Source organism: Rhodococcus sp. ARP2 (assembly GCF_001029585.1).
GTDB classification, from domain to species: Bacteria; Actinomycetota; Actinomycetes; order Mycobacteriales; family Mycobacteriaceae; genus Rhodococcus_F; species Rhodococcus_F erythropolis.
On the sequence record NZ_LEKE01000059.1, the window covers coordinates 40,904 to 60,775 of the forward strand.

Annotated in this window: 18 protein-coding genes; 6 read left to right on the forward strand and 12 right to left on the reverse strand. The window is 62.7% G+C overall.

All coding sequences use genetic code 11. From position 1 onward, the window contains the following. Nucleotides 1-71 precede the first annotated feature (71 nt). Nucleotides 72-656: a class I SAM-dependent methyltransferase gene (locus ABX74_RS16600; protein WP_030534697.1), complete on the reverse strand. Its 585-nt coding sequence runs from the start codon at nt 654-656 to the stop codon at nt 72-74. A 161-nt stretch (nt 657-817) separates the two neighbouring features. Between ABX74_RS16600 and ABX74_RS16605 the strand changes: the two genes are divergently transcribed. From ABX74_RS16605 to ABX74_RS16615, 3 genes are all read left to right on the forward strand, one after another. Then, the gene (locus ABX74_RS16605; RefSeq protein WP_047889259.1) at nt 818-2,965 is read left to right on the forward strand and encodes an MMPL family transporter; all 2,148 of its coding nucleotides are present in this window, start codon (nt 818-820) and stop codon (nt 2,963-2,965) included. A gap of 132 nt (nt 2,966-3,097) precedes the next feature. Then, nucleotides 3,098-3,508, forward strand: coding sequence for a DUF302 domain-containing protein (locus ABX74_RS16610; protein ID WP_047889273.1), 411 nt, complete (start codon nt 3,098-3,100; stop codon nt 3,506-3,508). 90 nt (nt 3,509-3,598) lie between these two features. Further along, the gene (locus ABX74_RS16615) at nt 3,599-3,868 is read left to right on the forward strand and encodes a metal-sensitive transcriptional regulator (protein ID WP_007734349.1); all 270 of its coding nucleotides are present in this window, start codon (nt 3,599-3,601) and stop codon (nt 3,866-3,868) included. A gap of 59 nt (nt 3,869-3,927) precedes the next feature. Here ABX74_RS16615 and ABX74_RS16620 read toward each other — a convergent pair whose 3' ends face one another. Next, entirely contained in the window at nt 3,928-4,731 is an 804-nt protein-coding gene (locus ABX74_RS16620; protein WP_020906324.1) for an alpha/beta fold hydrolase, read from the reverse strand. Nucleotides 4,732-4,841: 110 nt separating this feature from the next. Between ABX74_RS16620 and ABX74_RS16625 the strand changes: the two genes are divergently transcribed. Next, nucleotides 4,842-5,777 carry a methionyl-tRNA formyltransferase gene (locus tag ABX74_RS16625; RefSeq protein WP_020906323.1) on the forward strand — a complete coding sequence of 312 codons (936 nt, stop codon included), beginning with the start codon at nt 4,842-4,844 and terminating at the stop codon, nt 5,775-5,777. 17 nt (nt 5,778-5,794) lie between these two features. On the opposite strand, the gene ABX74_RS16630 is transcribed toward ABX74_RS16625, so the two are convergent. Together ABX74_RS16630 and ABX74_RS16635 are read right to left on the reverse strand one after the other, a co-directional pair. Next, on the reverse strand, nt 5,795-7,582 hold the full coding sequence (locus tag ABX74_RS16630) for an ABC transporter ATP-binding protein (RefSeq protein ID WP_411269030.1): 1,788 nt from the start codon (nt 7,580-7,582) through the stop codon (nt 5,795-5,797). A gap of 11 nt (nt 7,583-7,593) precedes the next feature. Beyond that, on the reverse strand, nt 7,594-9,348 hold the full coding sequence (locus ABX74_RS16635; RefSeq protein ID WP_080712656.1) for an ABC transporter ATP-binding protein: 1,755 nt from the start codon (nt 9,346-9,348) through the stop codon (nt 7,594-7,596). Between the two features lie 153 nt (nt 9,349-9,501). On the opposite strand from ABX74_RS16635, the gene ABX74_RS30425 reads away from it, so the two are divergent. Beyond that, nucleotides 9,502-9,678, forward strand: a complete 177-nt coding sequence (locus ABX74_RS30425) for a hypothetical protein (RefSeq protein ID WP_019747006.1) — start codon at nt 9,502-9,504, stop codon at nt 9,676-9,678. A 103-nt stretch (nt 9,679-9,781) separates the two neighbouring features. Beyond that, the gene (locus tag ABX74_RS16640) at nt 9,782-11,245 is read left to right on the forward strand and encodes a trehalose-6-phosphate synthase (RefSeq protein WP_020906320.1); all 1,464 of its coding nucleotides are present in this window, start codon (nt 9,782-9,784) and stop codon (nt 11,243-11,245) included. 88 nt (nt 11,246-11,333) lie between these two features. On the opposite strand, the gene ABX74_RS16645 is transcribed toward ABX74_RS16640, so the two are convergent. Genes ABX74_RS16645 through ABX74_RS16680 form a run of 8 tightly spaced genes read right to left on the reverse strand, consistent with a single transcriptional unit; the run spans nt 11,334 to nt 19,864 of the window. Continuing rightward, nucleotides 11,334-11,867: a twin-arginine translocation pathway signal gene (locus ABX74_RS16645; protein WP_047889260.1), complete on the reverse strand. Its 534-nt coding sequence runs from the start codon at nt 11,865-11,867 to the stop codon at nt 11,334-11,336. After that, entirely contained in the window at nt 11,864-12,667 is an 804-nt protein-coding gene (locus tag ABX74_RS29975) for a hypothetical protein (protein ID WP_082148518.1), read from the reverse strand. The genes ABX74_RS16645 and ABX74_RS29975 overlap by 4 nt, the downstream gene beginning before the upstream one ends. Next, on the reverse strand, nt 12,667-14,061 hold the full coding sequence (locus ABX74_RS16655; protein WP_019747002.1) for an MCE family protein: 1,395 nt from the start codon (nt 14,059-14,061) through the stop codon (nt 12,667-12,669). Before ABX74_RS16655 ends, ABX74_RS29975 begins: the two co-directional genes overlap by 1 nt. Further along, nucleotides 14,058-15,305, reverse strand: coding sequence for an MCE family protein (locus ABX74_RS16660; protein ID WP_020968506.1), 1,248 nt, complete (start codon nt 15,303-15,305; stop codon nt 14,058-14,060). Before ABX74_RS16660 ends, ABX74_RS16655 begins: the two co-directional genes overlap by 4 nt. Continuing rightward, the gene (locus ABX74_RS16665; RefSeq protein WP_019747000.1) at nt 15,305-16,609 is read right to left on the reverse strand and encodes an MCE family protein; all 1,305 of its coding nucleotides are present in this window, start codon (nt 16,607-16,609) and stop codon (nt 15,305-15,307) included. Before ABX74_RS16665 ends, ABX74_RS16660 begins: the two co-directional genes overlap by 1 nt. Continuing rightward, on the reverse strand, nt 16,606-17,664 hold the full coding sequence (locus tag ABX74_RS16670; RefSeq protein WP_021332433.1) for an MCE family protein: 1,059 nt from the start codon (nt 17,662-17,664) through the stop codon (nt 16,606-16,608). Before ABX74_RS16670 ends, ABX74_RS16665 begins: the two co-directional genes overlap by 4 nt. Continuing rightward, nucleotides 17,661-18,680 (reverse strand): MCE family protein, encoded by a 1,020-nt coding sequence (locus tag ABX74_RS16675; protein ID WP_019746999.1) that lies wholly within the window; start codon nt 18,678-18,680, stop codon nt 17,661-17,663. Before ABX74_RS16675 ends, ABX74_RS16670 begins: the two co-directional genes overlap by 4 nt. Then, nucleotides 18,680-19,864, reverse strand: a complete 1,185-nt coding sequence (locus ABX74_RS16680; protein WP_047889261.1) for an MCE family protein — start codon at nt 19,862-19,864, stop codon at nt 18,680-18,682. The genes ABX74_RS16675 and ABX74_RS16680 overlap by 1 nt, the downstream gene beginning before the upstream one ends. Nucleotides 19,865-19,872: the final 8 nt, after the last annotated feature.

Sequence of the window (19,872 nt, forward strand, 5' to 3'; positions counted from 1 at the left end):
ATCGAACGACGAACACCCTCGCAAGTTTAGGGTAGGCTACCCAGGAACGTGAAGGTGCGCTCCCGCCCTGGTCAGACCTGTTCCCACGGACCGAATTCGAGCAAAACGTCGATTGCCGTCTTACCGTCCTGCGGCCGAACGACATGTTCGAGGGCGTAGACCCTCGATCCCTCCGCGGCGCGAGCGAGATCGGAAATACCGGGCAGAATGGTCGGTTCGGGTGGGCCGCCCACACCACGGTGGAAGTTCTCGATCGAATGCCCCAAATAGAGGACGCGCCCGCCTGGCGTCAGCCACTCCCCGACGCGTTTGAGCGTGTCGGCCAGCTCGTCGACCTCGAGGTGAAGAAAGCTGACCAACACCAGGTCAACTACCCCTTCCGGTTGCCACGTGGTCGCGTCGCCGATCTGCCAGTCGACAGCCTTGTCCAAGTCACTCGCCCGTGCCAGATCGATCGCCACCGACGAGTAGTCGACGGCAGTCACCGACCACCCTTGCCCGGCCATCCACCGCGCGTGACGGCCGTCGCCGCAGGCCAGATCGATCGCAGTGCCCGGCTTCAGGTCGGCAATTCGTGTTGCGACGGTTCCCGCCGGGTCGATTCCCCACGGCTCCGTCACCGCTCGGTATCGCTCGTCCCAGTCGTGTGCGTCCATGATCACTGCTCCTCGTGGTTCGTTTCACCGCGGTTCGTTTCACTGTCTCCGATCAGACGGTGCAACGAGCAGCATAGAGAACCCTCGAATGTGACAGACACATACCCCTGGGGGTATACAGGTGACGGTCAGGAATACCCCCACCCGTATCAGGAGCGAAGATGTCAGCGACCAGAACAGTCACCGCGGACCCACCCGCCCAATCCGACGGCATACTCGCGCGCCTCGGTCGATCGATGGCGGCGCACACCCGCCTCGTCATCGGCGTCTGGTTGATCGCGTTGGTCGCACTCGGCGCCGCAGCACCCAGCGTCTTCACCTCCCTCGCCGGCGCAGGTTGGCAGGCAAACGGATCCGAATCAGTGCAGGTTCGCGAGTTGGCCGAGCAGCATTTCGGTGGAAACTCCTCCGCTGCAGTGCAGGTGGTCGTTCACTCGAATTCTCTGCCCATCACCGATCCGTCGATGCAGCAAACGCTGGCGGCGGCAACGGAAATCTTTTCCGCGGACCCTCGTTTCGGCGAAGTGGTCGCCCCGCAGACCGGCATGACCATCAGCCCGGACGGACATACCGGCATCATGATCGCGGGCGCCAACGCAAGTACCGACGAGATGGTCAGTGCGGTAGACGAACTCGGCAAGGAACTCACTGCATTGTCCACGGACACCATCGAGGTTTACCCCACCGGCGCGTCGGCTTTGTGGAGCGATTTCAACAAGGCCAATCACGAAGCGATGATCAAGGCCGAAATGATGTCGTGGCCCGTCACTCTCGCGATCATGGTGTTGGCCTTCGGCTCCCTGGTTGCCGCAGGACTCCCACTGCTTCTGACACTCGCAGGTCTGGTCGCCTCGGCGGGCGGGCTTGTGATCCTCAACGAGATCACGCCGATTTCCGTGTGGGCCATGAACTTCGCGATGATGTTCGCTCTCGCACTCGGCATCGACTACGCACTCTTCCTCGTCGCCAGGTTCCGGGAAGCACTGCGAACCGATCCGGATCCGCGGGCCGCCGTGGCTCAAACGATGGACACCGCCGGCAAAGCTGTTGTCCTCTCCGGCCTCACAGTTCTGGTCAGTTTGTCTGCGGTGCTCATCGTTCCAGCCCCGGCCGTACGCACGATGGCTGTCGGAATCATGCTCGCTGTGATCTTCGTTCTCGCCGCAACACTCACCCTGCTACCTGCCGTGCTCGGCCGGATCGGCGCCAAGGTCAACGGCGGTTCACTACCGTATGCAAAGCGCCAGCAGCACCGCTCCCCGATGTTCGCAGCTTGGGCTTCCCTGCTGCACAAGCACCCGTGGCCTTTCGGCATCGGCGCATTGATCGTCCTTATCGCTCTCGTTGTTCCGGTGTTCGGCCTGAAGGTTGCAATGCCCTCCATCGCCGTGGTTCCCGAGGACGCCCCGGTTCGGCAGGGTTATGAACTGGTACAGCAGCAGTTCGGTGACGGCGCTCCCGGAATGCTGCAGATCGTCACGTCCGCCGACGATGCAGCCGACACCTCGCGTCTTGCCATGAGCGTGGATGGCGTGGCCATGGTCACGCCAGCGCAACAAGCGGGCGACGGATCCGATCTGGTTATGCTGCAAGCAGTTCCCACCGTCGACCCGTCAGATCCTGCGATGGAAACCATCCTTGCCGACCTTCGGTCGCAACTGCCGGAATCGGCGCTCGTCGGCGGCGCTCCGGCTGAAAACCTCGACCTTCAGCAGGCACTCGACGACTACCTTCCCATCATCGTGGTCGTAATTCTGACGCTCGGATTCCTGTTGCTGCTGATCGCCCTCCAGGCACCTTTGATCGCCTTGATCGGCACGCTGGTCAGCCTGCTGTCCACTGGGGCCGCATTCGGAATCGCGAAGTTGATTTTCCAGGACGGCCACGGAGCAGGCCTGCTCGGCTTCGATCCCCAGGGGTTTCTCAACGGGTGGGGTCCGGTCTTCTTCTTCGCCATGATCTTTGCCATCGCGATGGACTACACCGTGTTCCTGCTCTCGAGCGCCAAGGAGCACTACGAACGCACAGGTGACCCCGAGACCGCACACATCGACGGCCTCGCACATTCGGGTCGGGTCATTGCGGCGGCAGCAGCGGTGATGGTTGCGGTCTTCTTCACTTTTGCGCTCGCAGATCCCTTGCCACCCAAGGAAATGGGCATCATTCTCGGTGTAGCTGTCCTCCTGGACGCAGTGCTCGTCCGCTTGGTGCTGCTGCCCGTTCTCCTGCGCCTCAGCGGCCGGGCAGCCTGGTGGGCGCCGGCATGGTTACGACGCGCCCTGCCGAACATCAGCTTCTCGCATGGCTGACCGTGTACCCGACATCACTGTCTTCTTGATACCCCCAGGGGTATGATGGAGGCAAGAGAAATCGAAGCCAACGACATCGAAGCCAATGGCACCGAAGCCGACGACATCGCAGCCAACGACAAGGAGCGGGCAATGACAACACCCACAGAACCGATAGCGATCGCAACCAAGGTCACCGGAACTTTCGACGACGTCGTCACCCGAACTCGTACTGCTCTCGCCGAGCAGGGCTTCGGCATCCTGACCGAGATCGACATGCAGGCAACACTCAAGGCGAAGCTGGACGAGGACATGGAAAAGTACCTGATCCTGGGTGCCTGTAACCCGCCGTTGGCCCATCGGGCAGTTTCGGTGGATCGTCAGATCGGCCTCCTGCTGCCGTGCAACGTTGTCGTCCGCGAAGATACGACTACCGAGAATTCGTTCTTCGTCGAAGCGATGAATCCCGCTCTCATGGTTCAGGTTTCCGGCGAACCAGGCCTGGAGTCCGTGGCGGCCGACGCCGCCGTCAAGTTGCGGGCAGCCGTCGACTCGTTGATCTGACACCGCAGCCGGATCAAACACTGGATCAAGCAGTGACATGCCCCCAGGGGTACCCTCGGTCGCAGCACGAACACTCGAGAAGGGGCCACCATGACCGGCGACGAAGAGAGCATTGCGCTCGTACTGAACAGACTGCGGCGTGCTCACGGCCAACTTGCCGGGGTCATCTCGATGATCGAGAACGGCCGCGACTGCAAGGACGTCGTCACGCAGCTTGCAGCCGTGTCGAAGGCGCTGGACCGAGCAGGGTTCAAGATCGTCGCTTCCGGGCTGCGTGAATGCCTGAGCGGTGACAGCGCGGAAGGTCAGGAACCGATGACCGAGGCCGAACTCGAGAAGCTGTTCCTGGCACTGGCCTGAAATATGAGAAGGGCCTGACCTGCAGTCAGCAGGTCAGGCCCTTTCTCGCATGCGGAAAACTACTTCGCCAGGAAGTCGATCAGCACCTTGTTCACGGCCTCCGGACGCTCGAGGTACCCGTAGTGTCCGGCGTCGGGAATCTCTTCGAACGACGCCGTCGCGATGCAGTCCGCCACCTCGCGGGAGAGGTAGGGCGGGATCATGCGGTCGTCGGCGAAAGCGACGGACAGGCAGGGGCGCATGATCGACTTGTACGCACCCCGTCGATCGAAGGCGCGGTCCATACCGAGCTGTGCGCGAACACCCGGTGACGTTGCGCCGCCGGTGAACTCGAAGATATCCATCCAGTCGCGCGCCGAGTGATCGTCTGCCAGCGTGGCCGGCGAAAGGTTCATCACCGCGGTCACTGCGGCACGGTATTTGGCCGGCAGCGCGACGCCACTGTCGAACAACTGGCGCTCACCCTCGGTCAGGACCTGCTGGAAATGATCCATCCGGGCGTGGCCGGCGAGGAACACTGCTTTGCGAACCAGATCGGGCCTGGCGAGCGTCAGTTCCTGCGCCACCCGGGCGCCCATCGAGGTTCCGATGACATGGGCGGGGCCGCCACCGAGGTGCTCGATCAGTCCGGCGGTGTCCGCAACCATGTCGGGCATCGTGATGCCGCCGAGGCTCTCGCCGGACGGTGCGATTCCGCGGTTGTCGAAGGTGCAGACTCGGTAGCCGGCGGCCACCAGCGCCGGGGTCTGGTGCAGATCCCAGACGCGGCCGGGGCTGCCGGTCCCCATGATGAGCACCACCAGATCTCCATCACCCTTGACCTGGTAATTGATGGGGATTCCGTTGATTGTGGCGACCGTCATGTCAGCCTTCCTCCTCGTACGTGTGATCAACAATTTTGGTTGGATAGCCTAAGCTGATGGGCGGTCGTGTGACCGCAACCCCAGCCCATGCTCGTCCAGGAGGACCCCCGTTGAGAGTCGCTACGCTCGGATACCAAACCTGGGGCCACCGTACCCTGCAGGCCTTGATCGACTCCGATCACGAGGTCGTGCTGGCAATCACACACCCGAAGAGTGAGCACGTCTACGAACAGATGTGGGCGGACTCGGTTGCAGATCTGGCGGCCGAGAACGGTGTACCCGTTCACGTGGCGAACAAGCCTGACGACGCCTTCAAAGCCGCGCTGGCCGAAGCAGCTCCCGACATCATCGTCGCCAACAACTGGCGTACCTGGCTGCCTGCGGAGGTCTTCGACGCACCCAAGTACGGCACCCTCAACATCCACGATTCGCTGCTGCCCAAGTACACGGGATTCTCCCCGCTCATCTGGGCTCTGATCAACGGCGAAGAAGAAGTCGGCCTCACGGCGCACCTGATGGACGAGGAACTCGATGCGGGCGACATCGTGCTGCAGCGATCGACGACGGTCGGCCCGACCGACACCGTCACCGATCTGTTCCACCGCACGATCGACATGATCGGCCCCATCACACTCGACGCCCTGGATCTGATCGCGTCCGGCCGTACCGACTGGACGCCGCAGGACCGATCGCAGGCCACGTTCTTCCACAAGCGCGCACCACAGGACAGCCACGTCGACTGGTCCTGGCCGGCCGAGGTCATCGAGCGTTTCGTCCGGGCACAGTCCGATCCGTACCCCAACGCTTTCGCGGAGTTCAAGGGCCGGCGCATCCGCATCCTGAAGGCGTCCGTCTCACGCGGGCACTACGGAGGAACCCCCGGCCGAGTGTTCATCCAGGAGGACGACGGCATGGTGATCGTCGCGGGCCCCGACGCATGGTCGGGCAAGAACAAGGGACTGCGGATCGAGCGCGTCCGACTCGACGACGGCAGCGAGTACACCGCCGCCGAGTTCTTCCCCCACGGCGGCGGGTACCTAACCTGATCGTCTGAACAAACCCCTCAGTCGCGACCTTCCCAGGCCGCCCACAGTTGTGCGTAACGCCCGCCCGCGGACACCAGTTCGCGGTGCGGGCCTTCTTCTACGATCTGTCCGTGTTCGAGCACGATCACTCGGTCGGCGCCCGCGGCCTGTGTAAGCCGGTGTGCAACAACCAGAGTGGTGCGGCCCTCCGTAGCGGCTTCGGCAGTCGCTTCCAGTTCCCGTGCTCCGGCGCTGCCCGCCTCCGCTGTTGCTTCGTCCAGTACCGCGACGGCCGGGTCGGCCAACACCAGTCGCGCCAAAGCCAACTGCTGCGCCTGTGCCGCCGTCATCTCGTGCCCGCCTTCGCCCACGACGGTCAACATTCCCTCGTCGAGAGCCTCCACCCACTCGTACGCGCCGACCGTCCGCAGCGCCGCGGCTACGTCCTCGTCCGAGGATTCGGGAGCGGCCAACCTCAGATCCTCGATCAGGGGCCCGGCAAAAACATGGACCTCCTGACTCACGATCGCGATGTGGCGTCGTAGGTCGTCGAGGTCGGCAAGCGGGACACCACCGATCGACACCCGCCCCGACGTCGGAGTGATCGAACCGGCAGCGATCGCCGCAAGCGTCGTTTTTCCGGCTCCGGTCGAACCGACGAGCGCCACGCGCTCCCCCGCTCGCAAGGTGAGGCTCACTCCGTGGAGAACCTCATGGCCACCGTCGTAGCTGTGCCGAATGTCGTCCAGACGCAGCGAACCGTCGGCCGGAACGGAACCTGCATCCGTCGAAGGCTCCGTTTCCTCGATCTCGACGACGCCGACCAGTCGCGCGAGGCTGGCGCCGGCCGACTGCACTTCGTCGAAGGTGTAGAGCAGCGAGCCGATCGGGTTGAACAGGCGATGGAACAGCAGAGCAGCAGTCGTCGTCTGGCCGACTGTCACGACGTCCTCACGGACCAGCAGGAATCCGACGACGAGAATCATGGACAAGCCCACGAATTCGGCGCGGTTACCGCGACCGGCGAACCTCGTGAACAGGCCGAACACGCCGACGGCCAGATCACGCGCTTTTGACGACGCCGCATCTATCTGACCGAGGTGTTCCTTCTCGAGGCTGTACGCGCGGACCGTCTTGGCACCCTGGAGGCTGCTGATGAGCGCTTGAGAACGAGCGCCCATCGCTACCCGCTCGGCAGCGTAAATGGGAGCCGATCGCGGCAGGTACCACTTGAGCGCCAGCGCGTACATCGGCAGCGCGACCATTCCGGCGAGGCCGAGGCGCCAGTCGAGTCCCAGCATGGTCACCATGCTCAGAGCCACGAGCAGAACTGCTGCGATCATGCCGGGAACCACGTCGGACACGGCCTTGGCGATCACCGACACATCGTCGCCGACTCGTGAGAGCAGATCGCCCTTGCCGACCTTCTCGACGGTCTGGATCGGGAGGCGCAGTGCCCGGTCCACGGTTCGCTCGCGCAGGTCCGCCAGAATCGTCTCGCCGAGTCGCTTGATCAGATAGGCGGCCACACCGGTGAACACACCGCCCACGATTGCGGCGGCGGCGATGATCACGACCACCCCGACGATCGTCGACGTGGGCGCGTTGTCCCGGACCCGGTCGACCAGGACACCGAATACGTAAATCGGCACCAAGGCCATCGCCGACGCCGAAGCCGCGACGATCAGGACCAACAGGCTCTGCATCCGGTGTTCGGCCAGCGCTGCTCGCAACCACTTCCAGGTCTGTCGACCACCCGCGATCGGCAAGAGTTCGCGCTCGGTCACCTTCTCCGCGTTCTCCCCGGCCGGCATATCGGTTGTCATGTCCGTGGCCGTCACCGCAGCACCGCTCCTCGGTAGTTCGCGTCGCCGCGAGAGAGTTCGGAATGTGTGCCGATCGAGGCAATCACTCCGTCGTTCAAGACGATCACTCGATCCGTCACAGCCAGCAAAGCGGGGCTGCTGGTGATCAATACCGTCGTGTGGATGCCACCGGCACCCTCGTGCCGCAGTTCTGCGATTCCTTCGGCGATAGACGCCTCGGTCACCGCGTCCACTGCCGTAGTCGGATCGTGCAGGACCATCACGGGTGCCTGTGCCACCAAGGCGCGCGCGAGGGCGACGCGTTGTCGCTGACCTCCCGACAAACTGGCGCCTCTATCGGTCACTTCGAGATCGAGACCGTCCGGATGTGCGTCGACGACATCCGCCGCTGCCGACGCTGCCAGAGCGCTCTGGATGTCGAGAGCAGCGGCATCGCCGGCGCCCGCAGTGACGTTCGAGGCGAGGGACCCGGAGAACAGATCGGTGATGTGCGGCTCCACCAACACCGTCCGACGCGCCAATCGCAAGTCCATGTCGGACAGGCTGATTCCGCCAACCCTCACCACTCCGCGATACGCGCCCTGAGCCAGCTGACCGGACAGGACCGCGACAAGAGCGTCGGCGTCCTGCGGCTGGTAAGCCACGACGCCCAGCAGTTCTCCCGCAGGCAGGTGCAAGTCGATGCCCTTGAGCGACTTGTACTCGACTCCGTCGAGGGTCAGGTCGGTGCCTTCGAGTTCGGTCTGCGAACCCGCGCCCCGCAGTGGCTCCGCGTCCAAGACCAATGCCAGTCGATCCGACGACGCCCGCGCCACCGCGAAGTATCCGGGAATGGACGCAAGCAATCCGAGCGGTTCGATGATGAACTGCGCAAGCCCCACCACGGTGATCAGTTCACCGACCGTGATCCGGCCCTGCAAAGCGAAGTATCCGGCGAAGCCCGCAACACCGACTGCGAGCAACGCACTGACGGTCGCGGCAACGCCGGTGTAGATACCGGTCGCCTTGGCCGTGCCGATCGTCGACGCGAGCGCCTGACGGCTGACTGTGCGATAGCGAGCCGACGCGGTCTTCTCACCACCGATACCGCGCAGTGGACGCAATCCGCTGACCAGATCCGTAGCCATCGCCGACGCCCGCGCGATCGACGCCTGCTGACCGGTGGCCCTCGACGTGATGAGCGGCGCCGCCAATTGCAGCAGACCGAGAATGACCGGCGTTCCGATCAGAACGGCCAATCCCAGCCAGAGGTCGATCCACACCAAAGCCGCGGCCGACGCGACCGCAGCCGTCAGGGCCGCAGCCGCGCGCGGGACGATGTCCGCGATCCACGAAGTCTGCTCGGCGTCCGATGTCGAAACAGTCAGCAGTTCACCTGAACGCAGATCGGTGCGCACCCCACGCGGATCGAGGACGCGGTGCGCCACCTCGAGCCGGAGGCGATGAGCCTCCTGCTGCATCGCGGTGACGATGAAGCGTGCACCGAAGCGCCACGCGGCCGTCAGAACGAGAAACAGAGCCGCGAGGCCGACGATGGAGACGATCAGGGCCGTGGTGTCCGAAGTCTCCACCGCACGGTCGATGATCACACCGATGGAGATCGGCACCGCCGTCTCGGTCAGTTGGTGCAGACAGACCAGAACCGTGCCGATAGCGAGCGGGCGACGGTTGCGGACGAGGACGCGTCGCAAAATCGCAGCACCACTGTGATTGCCACTATCGGGCTCGTCCGAGTCGACGGTCACACTCGAGGGGGTCGAACTCATGGAACTCCAAGCATCGATGGAAGCGATAAAGTTGAGTACAGAGATAAGTAAGTCGACCCTAATACATGAGCAACTAGCGTCGACACGCCCAGTTCTCATAGAGTCGCGAGTAAGAAACATTGCTTGCGCCGTGCAGGCAAGCACGAGAGGAACATGATGGCTGAGAACACGACCGTCGAAACCGAGATCGCGGACGAGGAAATCGAGACCGTCGCCGAGGAAACAGCGCGCATGGCGCAGCACGTTGTCGCTGCATACGCGGAGGATGCCGACGAGTGCAGGATGCTGCTCTCGATGCTCGGTATCTCTCCCGCCGCCAAGCTCGACTGAATCTTTCCCTCACCGACCGAGAAGGAACCACGTGCCTGTCAGTCCGGATTCGACCAGTTCAACCCTTTCTGACAGCGCACTTGCTTCTTCGACCGGTGACACCGTGTCCGGGCAGGCTGAGTTCGTCGTCGTAGCGAACCGCCTGCCCGTCGACTTGGAACGGCTTCCCGACGGCACCACCCGCTGGAAGCGGAGCCCCGGTGGACTGGTCACCGCTCTCGAGCCGATTCTGCGCAGCAATCAGGGCGCGTGGGTGGGCTGGGCGGGCGTGCCCGACGCCGATCTCGACCCGATCGTCGAAGACGGACTCGAGCTCTACCCCGTGCCGCTGAGCGCCGAGGAGATCAACGAGTACTACGAGGGGTTCTCCAACGCCACCCTCTGGCCGCTCTATCACGACGTCATCGTCAAACCCGAGTACCACCGCGAATGGTGGAACGCCTACGTCGAGGTGAATCGGCGGTTCGCCGAAGCCACTTCCAAGGCAGCGGCTCAGGGCGCAACCGTCTGGATCCAGGACTACCAGCTGCAGTTGGTACCGAAGATGCTGCGGATGCTGCGCCCCGACCTCACCATCGGATTCTTCCTGCACATTCCGTTTCCCCCGGTCGAGCTGTTCATGCAGATGCCGTGGCGCACCGAGATCGTCGAAGGCCTCCTCGGCGCCGACCTCATCGGCTTCCACCTTCCGGGTGGCGCACAGAACTTCCTCTACCTGGCCAGACGCCTTGCCGGACAGCAGACTTCGCGCGGAACCGTCGGCGTCCGCTCCAAACTCGGTGTGGTGCAAGTAGGTTTCCGTAGCGTCCGCGTCGGTGCATTCCCCATCTCCATCGACTCCGGCAAGCTCGACGAGCTATCACGCACCAAGGCAATTCGAGACCGCGCCAAGCAGATTCGCAAAGAACTCGGAAACCCCAAGCACATCATGCTGGGCGTCGACCGCCTCGACTACACCAAGGGCATCGACGTCAGGCTCGCCGCACTCCACGAACTTCTCATGGAGAAGCGCATCGATCCCGCCGACACGGTCATGGTGCAGTTGGCGACCCCGAGCCGCGAACGCGTCGAAAGCTACGTACAGATGCGCGGAGACATCGAGCAGAAGGTCTCCCGGATCAACGGCGAGTTCAGCGAAGTCGGTCGCCCCGTCGTCCACTACATCCATCGGCCGATTCCACGCGACGAACTGGTCGCGTTCTTCGTCGCTGCCGACCTCATGCTGGTCACGCCGCTGCGTGACGGTATGAACCTGGTCGCCAAGGAGTACGTCGCCTGCCGCAGTGATCTGGGCGGCGCATTGCTGCTCAGCGAATTCACCGGCGCTGCAGCAGAACTCCGCCAGGCTTTCCTGTGCAATCCCCACGACCTCGACGACGTCAAGGATTCGATGGAGAAGGCCCTCAATCAACCGCGAGAGGACGGCCGACGCCACATGCGTGCGCTACGTCGTCAGGTCCTGACCCACGACGTCGACCGCTGGGCACGCTCGTTCCTCGACGCGCTCGCGCACGGCGGTGCCGCAGGTCCGGCGCTGATCGCCCCGGCCGAAGCACAAGACCACTGAGGACAGTGCACAAAGGCTGGGGCCGCAGAGGTGAATCTCTGCGGCCCCAGCCTGTTTCATGGCCGGATCCAGCCCTTGGTGTGTTTGATCAGAAGGGTTGGACGTTGTTCACGAGCCAACGCCCGTCCTGCTTCTCCAGACTCATCTTGACGCGACTACCACTGGCGACGGCTTCGGGTGATTCCGAAGACGTGGTGATCTGATTGAGGAACAGCATCGTCGTCGCACTGTCTGCCTCGGCGTCGAGAACCGCGGCGCCCTGGACGACTACCTGAACGGTCAGCGACTTTTCCTTGGCTCCCGGAATGATCACCGATTCGATCAGGTTGGTGAACGTGCCCTGGAAATCGCCCGTCAAACCGTCTGTGGCCGCGTGCAACTGCTGGTCGACGTTGTTGTAGTCGTACTGGAACATCGCAACCGCCTGATCGGAAGAGGCCTGTGCCACTTCGTCTCTGGTCTGATCGATCGCCGCAATGTCACGCGTTCCACCCGGACCGAAGTAGAGATACGCCGACACTGCCGCCAACGCGATGGCCACTGCACTGATGACGCACAGAACGATGGCGAGCGGTGAGACGCGCTTGGGCTTGGACGTCTCGGGGATTACTTCTGAGGTCATGGCACAAACTCCACATTCGAGGCAAGCAACTGCCCGTCGACGTCGCACATGGTGATTCGGAGTCGGTAGTTGCGTTCAGCGGGCGCTTCGTCGCCGTTCTTCTGCATCGCACGCACCGCGACCAATGAAGTCCCGCAATCGCCGTCGGACTTCTCGAACCCGGCTTCGAGTACCTCGCCGTCGGTCTGAACTCCGGCCTGCCCGAGGACGTTGACAAACGAATCCTTGCGTCCGTCGAACTGCGACTTGAACTCGTCGGTGGTGCCGGCGAGGAACTTGTCGAGGTCGGCAGCCGCTGTATCCGCGTGCAGTGTCGTCAGATTCAGTGCGGTGGTCCGGGCACCGGCCACGTAGCGCGCTCGGTCCTCGTCGGCATTGGACGCCTTGTTCCGGTCGACGAGAAGAAACACCGTCAGGGCCGCAAGAGCAACAGCGATCACCGAAGCAACGGCGATCCCGACTACCAACCCGGCCTTGGGCTTCGAACGAACAGGGGTGTCCACAGCAGTTTCTGCGGGGGTTTCGGCGGTGCCGGCTTGCTCAGCCTTGGTCGCGACCTGATCACCGCTGACGACCTTCTCAGGTGGAGTATCGGGCTTGCCCAAAGCAACTGGCGCCGCCACCTTCTGCTCAGCCGCCTTCTGCTCAGCCGCCTTCTGCTCGGCTGGCTTCTGTTCGGCCGACTTCTTTTCGGTGGGCACTACTACCGCGGCAGCGTCTGCATCCGCACCCGTGGGTCCGGCGCTGCGGGACGCGCGACGGCGCACCCGCTGCCCGGCCTGTGGATCTTCGTCTGTCATCAACCCTGCTGACCCTTCATGAACTGTTCGAGACTGACGTCGCCGCCACCGAGGTTCGGTTGCGAGTACGTCCTTCCGTCCGGCCCGATGTACGTGCCTGTAATCGGATCGTACCGACGAGCCGAGACCGAAGGCGTCGACGTGTACGAGCTCGGGGTCGCGGTAATCGGTTCCGGAGGCCCGGATTGCGGGTTCGTGCCCATCGGTACGTAGCCGGAACGGCACTGTTCGACCGTCGGCGCACGACGTCCCGGATACTCCTCGCAGGGAAGGTTTCTCGCGCCGCGCACGGCGATCGGCGAATCCTGGGCAACCTGGCAGAAGAGATCCGACGGCGTCTCGATCGGTGATTCGTCCTTCGGACTGCGCCACTGCTCTGCGGGCAGGAATCCTGTAGTGCACGGCGGCGGGTCGTTGACCTCCATGTGGAAGTCCACCAGTGCACCATCCGCAGCCGGGCCGGAGCCTGCCACCGTGACCAGCGCTGCGGCCAGCGGCGGGTAGATGACCAGAATCTGCTCGATCGCGTTGTTGTAGATCACGCCGACCTGTCCGACGGACACGAGGTTCGCCAGAAGAATCGGCAATGTCGGCTGCATGTCTTGCAGAAGAGCATTCGCCTCCGCCGCTGCGGCCGGACCCTTCTGGATGACGGCACGCAGATCAGGGTCGCTGGCTCGGAGCTGGTCGGTGAACGTCACCAGATTGCTTGTCCAGGAACGGATGGCGTCGCTGCTGACCACCTGAGTGTCCAGGAGTGGACCGGCCTGCTCGATCAGCGTCTTGGTCGCGTCGGAGTTGTTGTTCGCCTCCTCGACGAACAGCCGAGCCGAGTCGATCAGCTTCTGCAGATCCGGGCCGGCACCGTTGAACGCCTTGAAGGATTCGTCGATGACGGTCTTGAGCTTGGTGTCGGAAATGCTCTGCAGCAACAGATCTGCCTGATCGAGCATCGCGCCGACATCCTGCGGAATGCTGGTTCGGTCTTCGGGAATCACCGATCCGTTTTCCAGATGCCCGTCGACGACGATCGCTCCGGAGCTGTCGGTGTGCGGAATCAGGTCGACGAACTGCTCGCCGATCGCCGACACACTCTTGACCGCAGCATCGACGTCCGACGGAACCTTGACGCCACTCTCGAGAGACAGTCGCGCATTCACACCCGTCTCCGAGAGCTCCACCGCGTTCACGACACCGATGGTCTGACCGCGGTAGGTGACGTTCGAGTTCTTGTACAGCCCACCGGTGGCGGGCAATTCGACAGTGACGTCGTAACGGCCGATACCGACCATCGCCGGAACACGCACGTACTGAGTGGCCATCACGATCAAACCGACGACCGTCAAGACGGCGAAGATGGTGAGCTGGATACGGACGAACTTTGTGAGCATCATGGTGCCGGTGCCCCCTGAGGAAGTCCTGGAATGTTGATCGGCGGAAGTCCCGGAATCTGAATGGTATTCGGATCCGCTGCCGGGGCCTGCGCAGCGGGAGCCTGTCCGGCGGGAGCTTGAGCCGGCGGTGCGGCAGGCTTGAGCGGATCGCTCAACGGGTTGCCTGTCTGTCCGGCGAGCCCGGCCTGCTTACCCAACACACCTTCCGGGCCGGAGAGTGTTCCTGCCAACGGAGTTCCGGTGAGGAAGTTCGCGTCGAGTCGGGGCAGCGAGATGTCGATGGTCATCGCCAGGTTGGCGTAGTCACCGCGGATGACGTTGTCGATTCCGTTCTGTGGGAACGGGAACGTCAAGAGGACTCCGAGAACTTGAGTGAGAGCGTTACCCGAATCCGCCAAGGCCTTCAGAGTCGGCGAAAGAGCCCGAACGTTGGTCGCGAAATCGTCGCCGCTCTCCTGGATGACACGGCTCGCCACCTCGCTGAGACCACCGAGGGAGGTCAACGCGTTGGTGATGTCCTGACGCTGAGCGACAAGAACCTCGAGTGCCGGCGGAATACCTTCGAGCGCTTTGTTCAAGGTGTCGTGCTGTGCCTGGACGGTCGAGGACAGTCGATCGAGTCCTTCCATCGCCGAAACGATGTCGCCTCGTTGCTTGTCCAGACTTCCGACCAGCTGATCGAGCTGAGGCAGGAGGTCTCGAACGGAATCTTCACGCCCACCGAGAGCGGCGTTGAGTTCCTTCGTGATGTCCTGAACCTGAGCGAGACCGCCGCCGTTGAGAACAACCGACAGAGACGACAGCGTCTGTTCCGTCGTCGGGTAAGCGCCCGCCCGCTCGATGGGAATCAAGTCACCGGCTTCGAGGCGGCCCTCGGGCTCTTCTCCAACCGGCGGTGCCAACTCGATGTGCTGAGAGCCGAGCAAGCTGGTCTGGCCGATTTTCGCCGTCGCGTTGGCAGGCAACTGAACCTCGGGATTCAGCGACACCGTCACCAGAGCGTGCCAGCCCTGAACCTCGATGTTCGAAACGCTTCCCACTGCAACGTCATCCACCCGAACGGGCGAATTCTGCGACAGGGTAGTCACGTTCGGCATCTCGATCTGGACCTCGTATGCGCCTTCGCCCCGGCCCTGAGTTCCTGGCATCGGCACAGAGTTGAGACCGTTCCATTCACAACCGCTGGCGCCGAGTGCCACTGCCGTGGCCAACACGGCAACCGTGGTCTTGCGAGCTACCCGCATCAGTTCCCTCCGCCCATGTTGAAGAGTTCGGCGAGATCCTTGGGAACACTCGTCATGGGAGCACCTGACATCGGTCCTGCGACAGTTTCCGGCTGATTCTGACTTGCCGCTTCCAATCCCGGTTCGGTGTAGACGATCTGATCCGGGAAAGCCTGCACGCCCGCGACCGGGTTGAACAGGAATCCGGGGTAGTTGCCGATCATCGTGCTGAGCACCGGCCCGAGGTACTGCTTACACAGGTCGGCACTGTTCTGGGAGTTACCACTGTCGATGCCTTCGATGGAACCACAGATCCACTGGATTGGATTCTTGAAGTTACTCAGTGCAATTGCGCCGGTCATGCTGCCCTGAGCCGGTTTGTAGATCTGATAGAAGTTGGCAAGCGACGTCGGTCCGGAGTGCAGAACCTGCTCGATCTCCGGGCGCTTGTCCGTCAGTACCTGGGTGGCATCGGCCAGACGCGCGACCGATTCGCTCAGTCCCTCGCTGTTGTCCTTGACGAACCGCTGAACGTCGCCCACCGCCAGGTCGAGATCGCTGAGGGCGGTGCCCAACTCGTCGGAACTGCTTGCGAGAACGCTTGTCACCGAAGCGAGGTGACCGCTGAACTGCACGATCTGCTCGTTGCTCGAGGACAACGCAGTGACAAACGCCTGCAGGTTCCGAATGGTGGAGAACAAATCGGTCCGGCCTTCGGACAGCGTGTGCATCGTGGCCGAGAGTTCGCGCAACGTCGACCGAATGGACTCACCGTTACCGTCGAGGTTCGTTCCCACGGTGTCGATGAATCGGCCGAGGGAACCCTGATCGTCCAGACCCTCCGGTCCGAGTGCGTCAGACAGTTTGGTCAGTTCGGTCTTGATCTCGTCCCACTCCACAGGAACGGCGGTGCGCTCGATCGGGATCTCGCCGCCATTGGGCATCTGTTCCCCGCCGGAGTACACGGGGGTCAATTGCACGAAGCGTGCGGACACGAGGCTTTGAGCAACGATGAGCGCCTTGGCATCTGCCGGAACGTCGACGCTCGAGTCGATCTTCATCTCGACGTACGTGTCCCGATCACGCGGTTCGATCTTCGTCACCTTGCCGACGTTGACACCGAGCACTCGCACGACGTCGCCCTCGTAGAGACCTGTCGTCGAGACGAAGTGCGCGGAGATCTTGGTCTTGCCCAGGCCAGGGATGAAGAGGTAGGCCGCACCCGCCACGAGCAGCGCGACCAGCACGCCCGCTCCGATCAGCACCCACTTCTTGCGTGGGTTGGTGGAGCCCTGTGAATCCTGTGAAGTCATGGTCTCGGTCATTCTCCCGGCCCCCTGATCGTCGGTGGAATGCCGGGGAAGAAGTCTTCCAGGTCGCCCGGAACCTGCTCGGGCGCGACGCTGGTGTCCACCAAGGTCTTCCACCAGTTACTCGGCAGAATGTTGATGATGAAGGCATCGAAGAACGGGCCGCTGGCCACGGTCTCGCCGAGCGCGGTGATGTACGGTCCGAGGCCGTCGAGCGCCCCGGCGATGTTGTCCTTGTTCTGCTGAAGAACCTCGGCGACCGAATTCAGCTTCTCGAGGGTCGGCCCCATCTGAGCCTCGTTCTCCTGCACAAGCGCTGACAGTTGACGTGAGACTGCGCCGGTGTTGACGATCAGTTCGCTGATCGCGTCACGCCGCAAGCTGAGTTCGGCAAACAGCTTGTTGCCGTCAACCAGCAACGAATCGATCTGACCGCTTCTGTCGGAGAGGATCTTGGTGACATCTTCGGCCCGCGAGAGCAATTGGAGCAGGCTCTCGTCGCGTGAGTTGATGCTCTGCGAAAGCCGCGTCATTCCGTCCAACGCGGTGCGCAGTTCGGGCGGAGTATCGGCCAGCGTGTCCGAGATAGCGTTGAGCGAATCGTTGATCTGGTCCGTGTCGAGTTCGGACACCGTGGTACCGAGGTCGCCGAGCGCGTCGTTGAGCGAGTACGGGGAGTTGGTGCGCTCGATAGGAATCGGCGTGTCCGTGCGCAGCAGTCCGGATCCTTCCGGCCGCACCGCCAACGACTTTCGGCCGAGAACCGTGTTGGTCTTGATGTCGGCCGCGGTCTGCTCGCCCAGGGCGACGCCGTCCTGAACGGTGAAGGTGACCAGTACCTTCTGGTCGTCGAGTTCGACGTCGCTGACCTTGCCGACATTCACTCCGGCCATGGTCACATTGTCGCCGGCGACCAGGCCGCCGGCATCTTGGAAATACGCCGAGTAGCGAATGCCGCCGTTGATGAACTGGAGTTGATCGTATTGAAGCGTGGCACCCACGGTTGCCACCGCCAGGACGAGACCGATGACACCGATCTGTACCGGATTGCGTTCACGGGTAGGGGTCATGAGACTTTTGCGCACCTTCCCGTGTCCTGGACTGCCGTGGGCAAGATGATCGTCGTTCCGTCAGGTCCGGAGAACTTGAAAGTGTTGGCGCACAGATAGAACTGGAAGAACGCTCCGTACGTGCCCACTCGGATCAGCTTCCGGTAGTCGGACGGCAGACGACCGAGAGCGGTATTGATGTCGTCCTTGCCCAGGTCCAGCTGCGTCATCGTTCGGTTGGTCTCCCCGATCAGGGTCTGGATGTCCGGACGTGTCGCCTGCAGCAGCGATGCGAGATCTCCGGTCGCGCCGGCGATCTCGGTGATCGAATTACCGATCGGGCCACTGTCCTTCGCCAATCCACTGACCAACTGCTGGAGCTGATCGATCGTGGTGGAGAACTGATCACCCTTGTCGTTGATCGTGCCGAGTACGTCGTTGAGGTTGGTGATGACGTCCCCGATCAGCTGATCTCGGTCCGCCAACGTGCTGGTGAACGAACTGGTGTTTCCCAGAAGCGAAACCAATGTTCCACCCTGGCCTTGGAGTACTTGGAGCAGGGCCCCGGAGAGGTCGTTGACCTGCTGGGGGTCGAGAGAGCGAAGCAGCGGCTTGAATCCGCCGAGCAGCAGATCCAGATCGAGCGCGGGCGACGTCTGGTCGACTGGAATCGATCCACCTGACGAAAGCGTCTCGGTGGAACCAGCGCCCTCGAGCAGTTCCATGTAGCGGTCGCCCACCAGGTTCTCGTAGCGCACAGTCGCTTTGGTGCTCTTCATCAGTGAGTACTTGGTATCGACGTCGAACTCGACCTCGGCCTGGTTGGAGTCACCGATGGACACTCCGGTGACCGACCCGACCGGAACACCGGCGATACGTACCTTGTCGCCGGACTTGAGTCCCGAGACGTCCGAGAACGTGGCGTGAAATCCGTTGCTGCTGCTGAAGCGCACCTGACTGAAGACGATCGCCAGTCCGGCGAAGATGACCGCCATGACGACGGTGAAAATCAGCAGCTTGACCGTGGTCGGTCTCATCACTTCCCGTCTTCCTGCTCGTAGGAGTCACCGAAGAGATACTGGAAAATGGTCGGCACGGTGACGCGCAGTTCGGTGTTGGGAACGAAAGGCACGTTGCCGGTGTTGGTGACTGCGAACGGGGCATGCCCGTCGACCTTCGGATCGAATTCGGGCAGACCATAACAATTGGGTCCACCGGAGGCCGCGACCTTGGGGAGAGATTGCGGGTTCTGGTACGCCTCGGCGCCGTACATGAAGCTCGCACTCAGCATCAGTGCCGCCTTGTCCCCGGTGCCTGCCAGTGGCTCGAACTTGATCCGGCCGTCGTTCAACCCGACGATGAAGCACGTCAGACCCGACGAGTACTTGTCGAGCAGGGTCGTCGTCGCGGTCAGAGTGTCGAGGGCGGTGGTCAGGTTCTGCTCGTTGTCGGTCAACAACGCGTTGCCGGTGTCCGCGAGGCCGGTGACGTTCAGCAACAGCAGGTCGAGGTTTGCCTGCTCCGCCACGATCGATCCGCTTGTCGCGGTGGCGTTGTCGAGGACGCGCATCAGATCCGGTGCCACGTCGGCGTACAGGTTGGTGACATCGGCGGCGCCGACCAAGTCTTCCTGGAGCTGCGGCAGAACCGGATTCATCTTCTTCAGATAGGTGTCACCGAGCTCGAGAACCTCACCCAGCGACTCGCCGCGCCCGTTGAGTGCAGTGGAGATCGCGCCGAGTGTGGCGTTGAGCTTTTCCGGTTCGATCTTCGCGAGTACGTCCGAAAGATGTTCGAAGACACTGTTGAACTCGACGGTGACGCTGTCCGAGGCGATGACAGCACCCTCCTGGATCGGCTGGGTCGACGGATCGTCGGGAATCACGATGTTGACGTACTTCGCACCGAACACCGTGGTGGTCTTGATTTCCACCCGGGCGTTCGACGGAATCTTCGACATCTGGCCCGGATCCATCGCCAACTTCAGGTTTGCCTGGTCGCCGACGAGGGAGATCGATTCGACGCGGCCGACCTGCACTCCGCGAAGCTTCACCTTGGCATTCGGTTCCATGACCAGGCCTGCACGCGTGGACGTCACGGTGATGGGCGTGCTCTTGGTGAACCCACCCGAGAACATGGTGAGAGCAACGGCGACGATCGCCACGAGTCCGAGGACCAGGCCGGCTGCGGCCAACTTCTTGTGCCATCTGGGTACGGTCATCGCTTGCC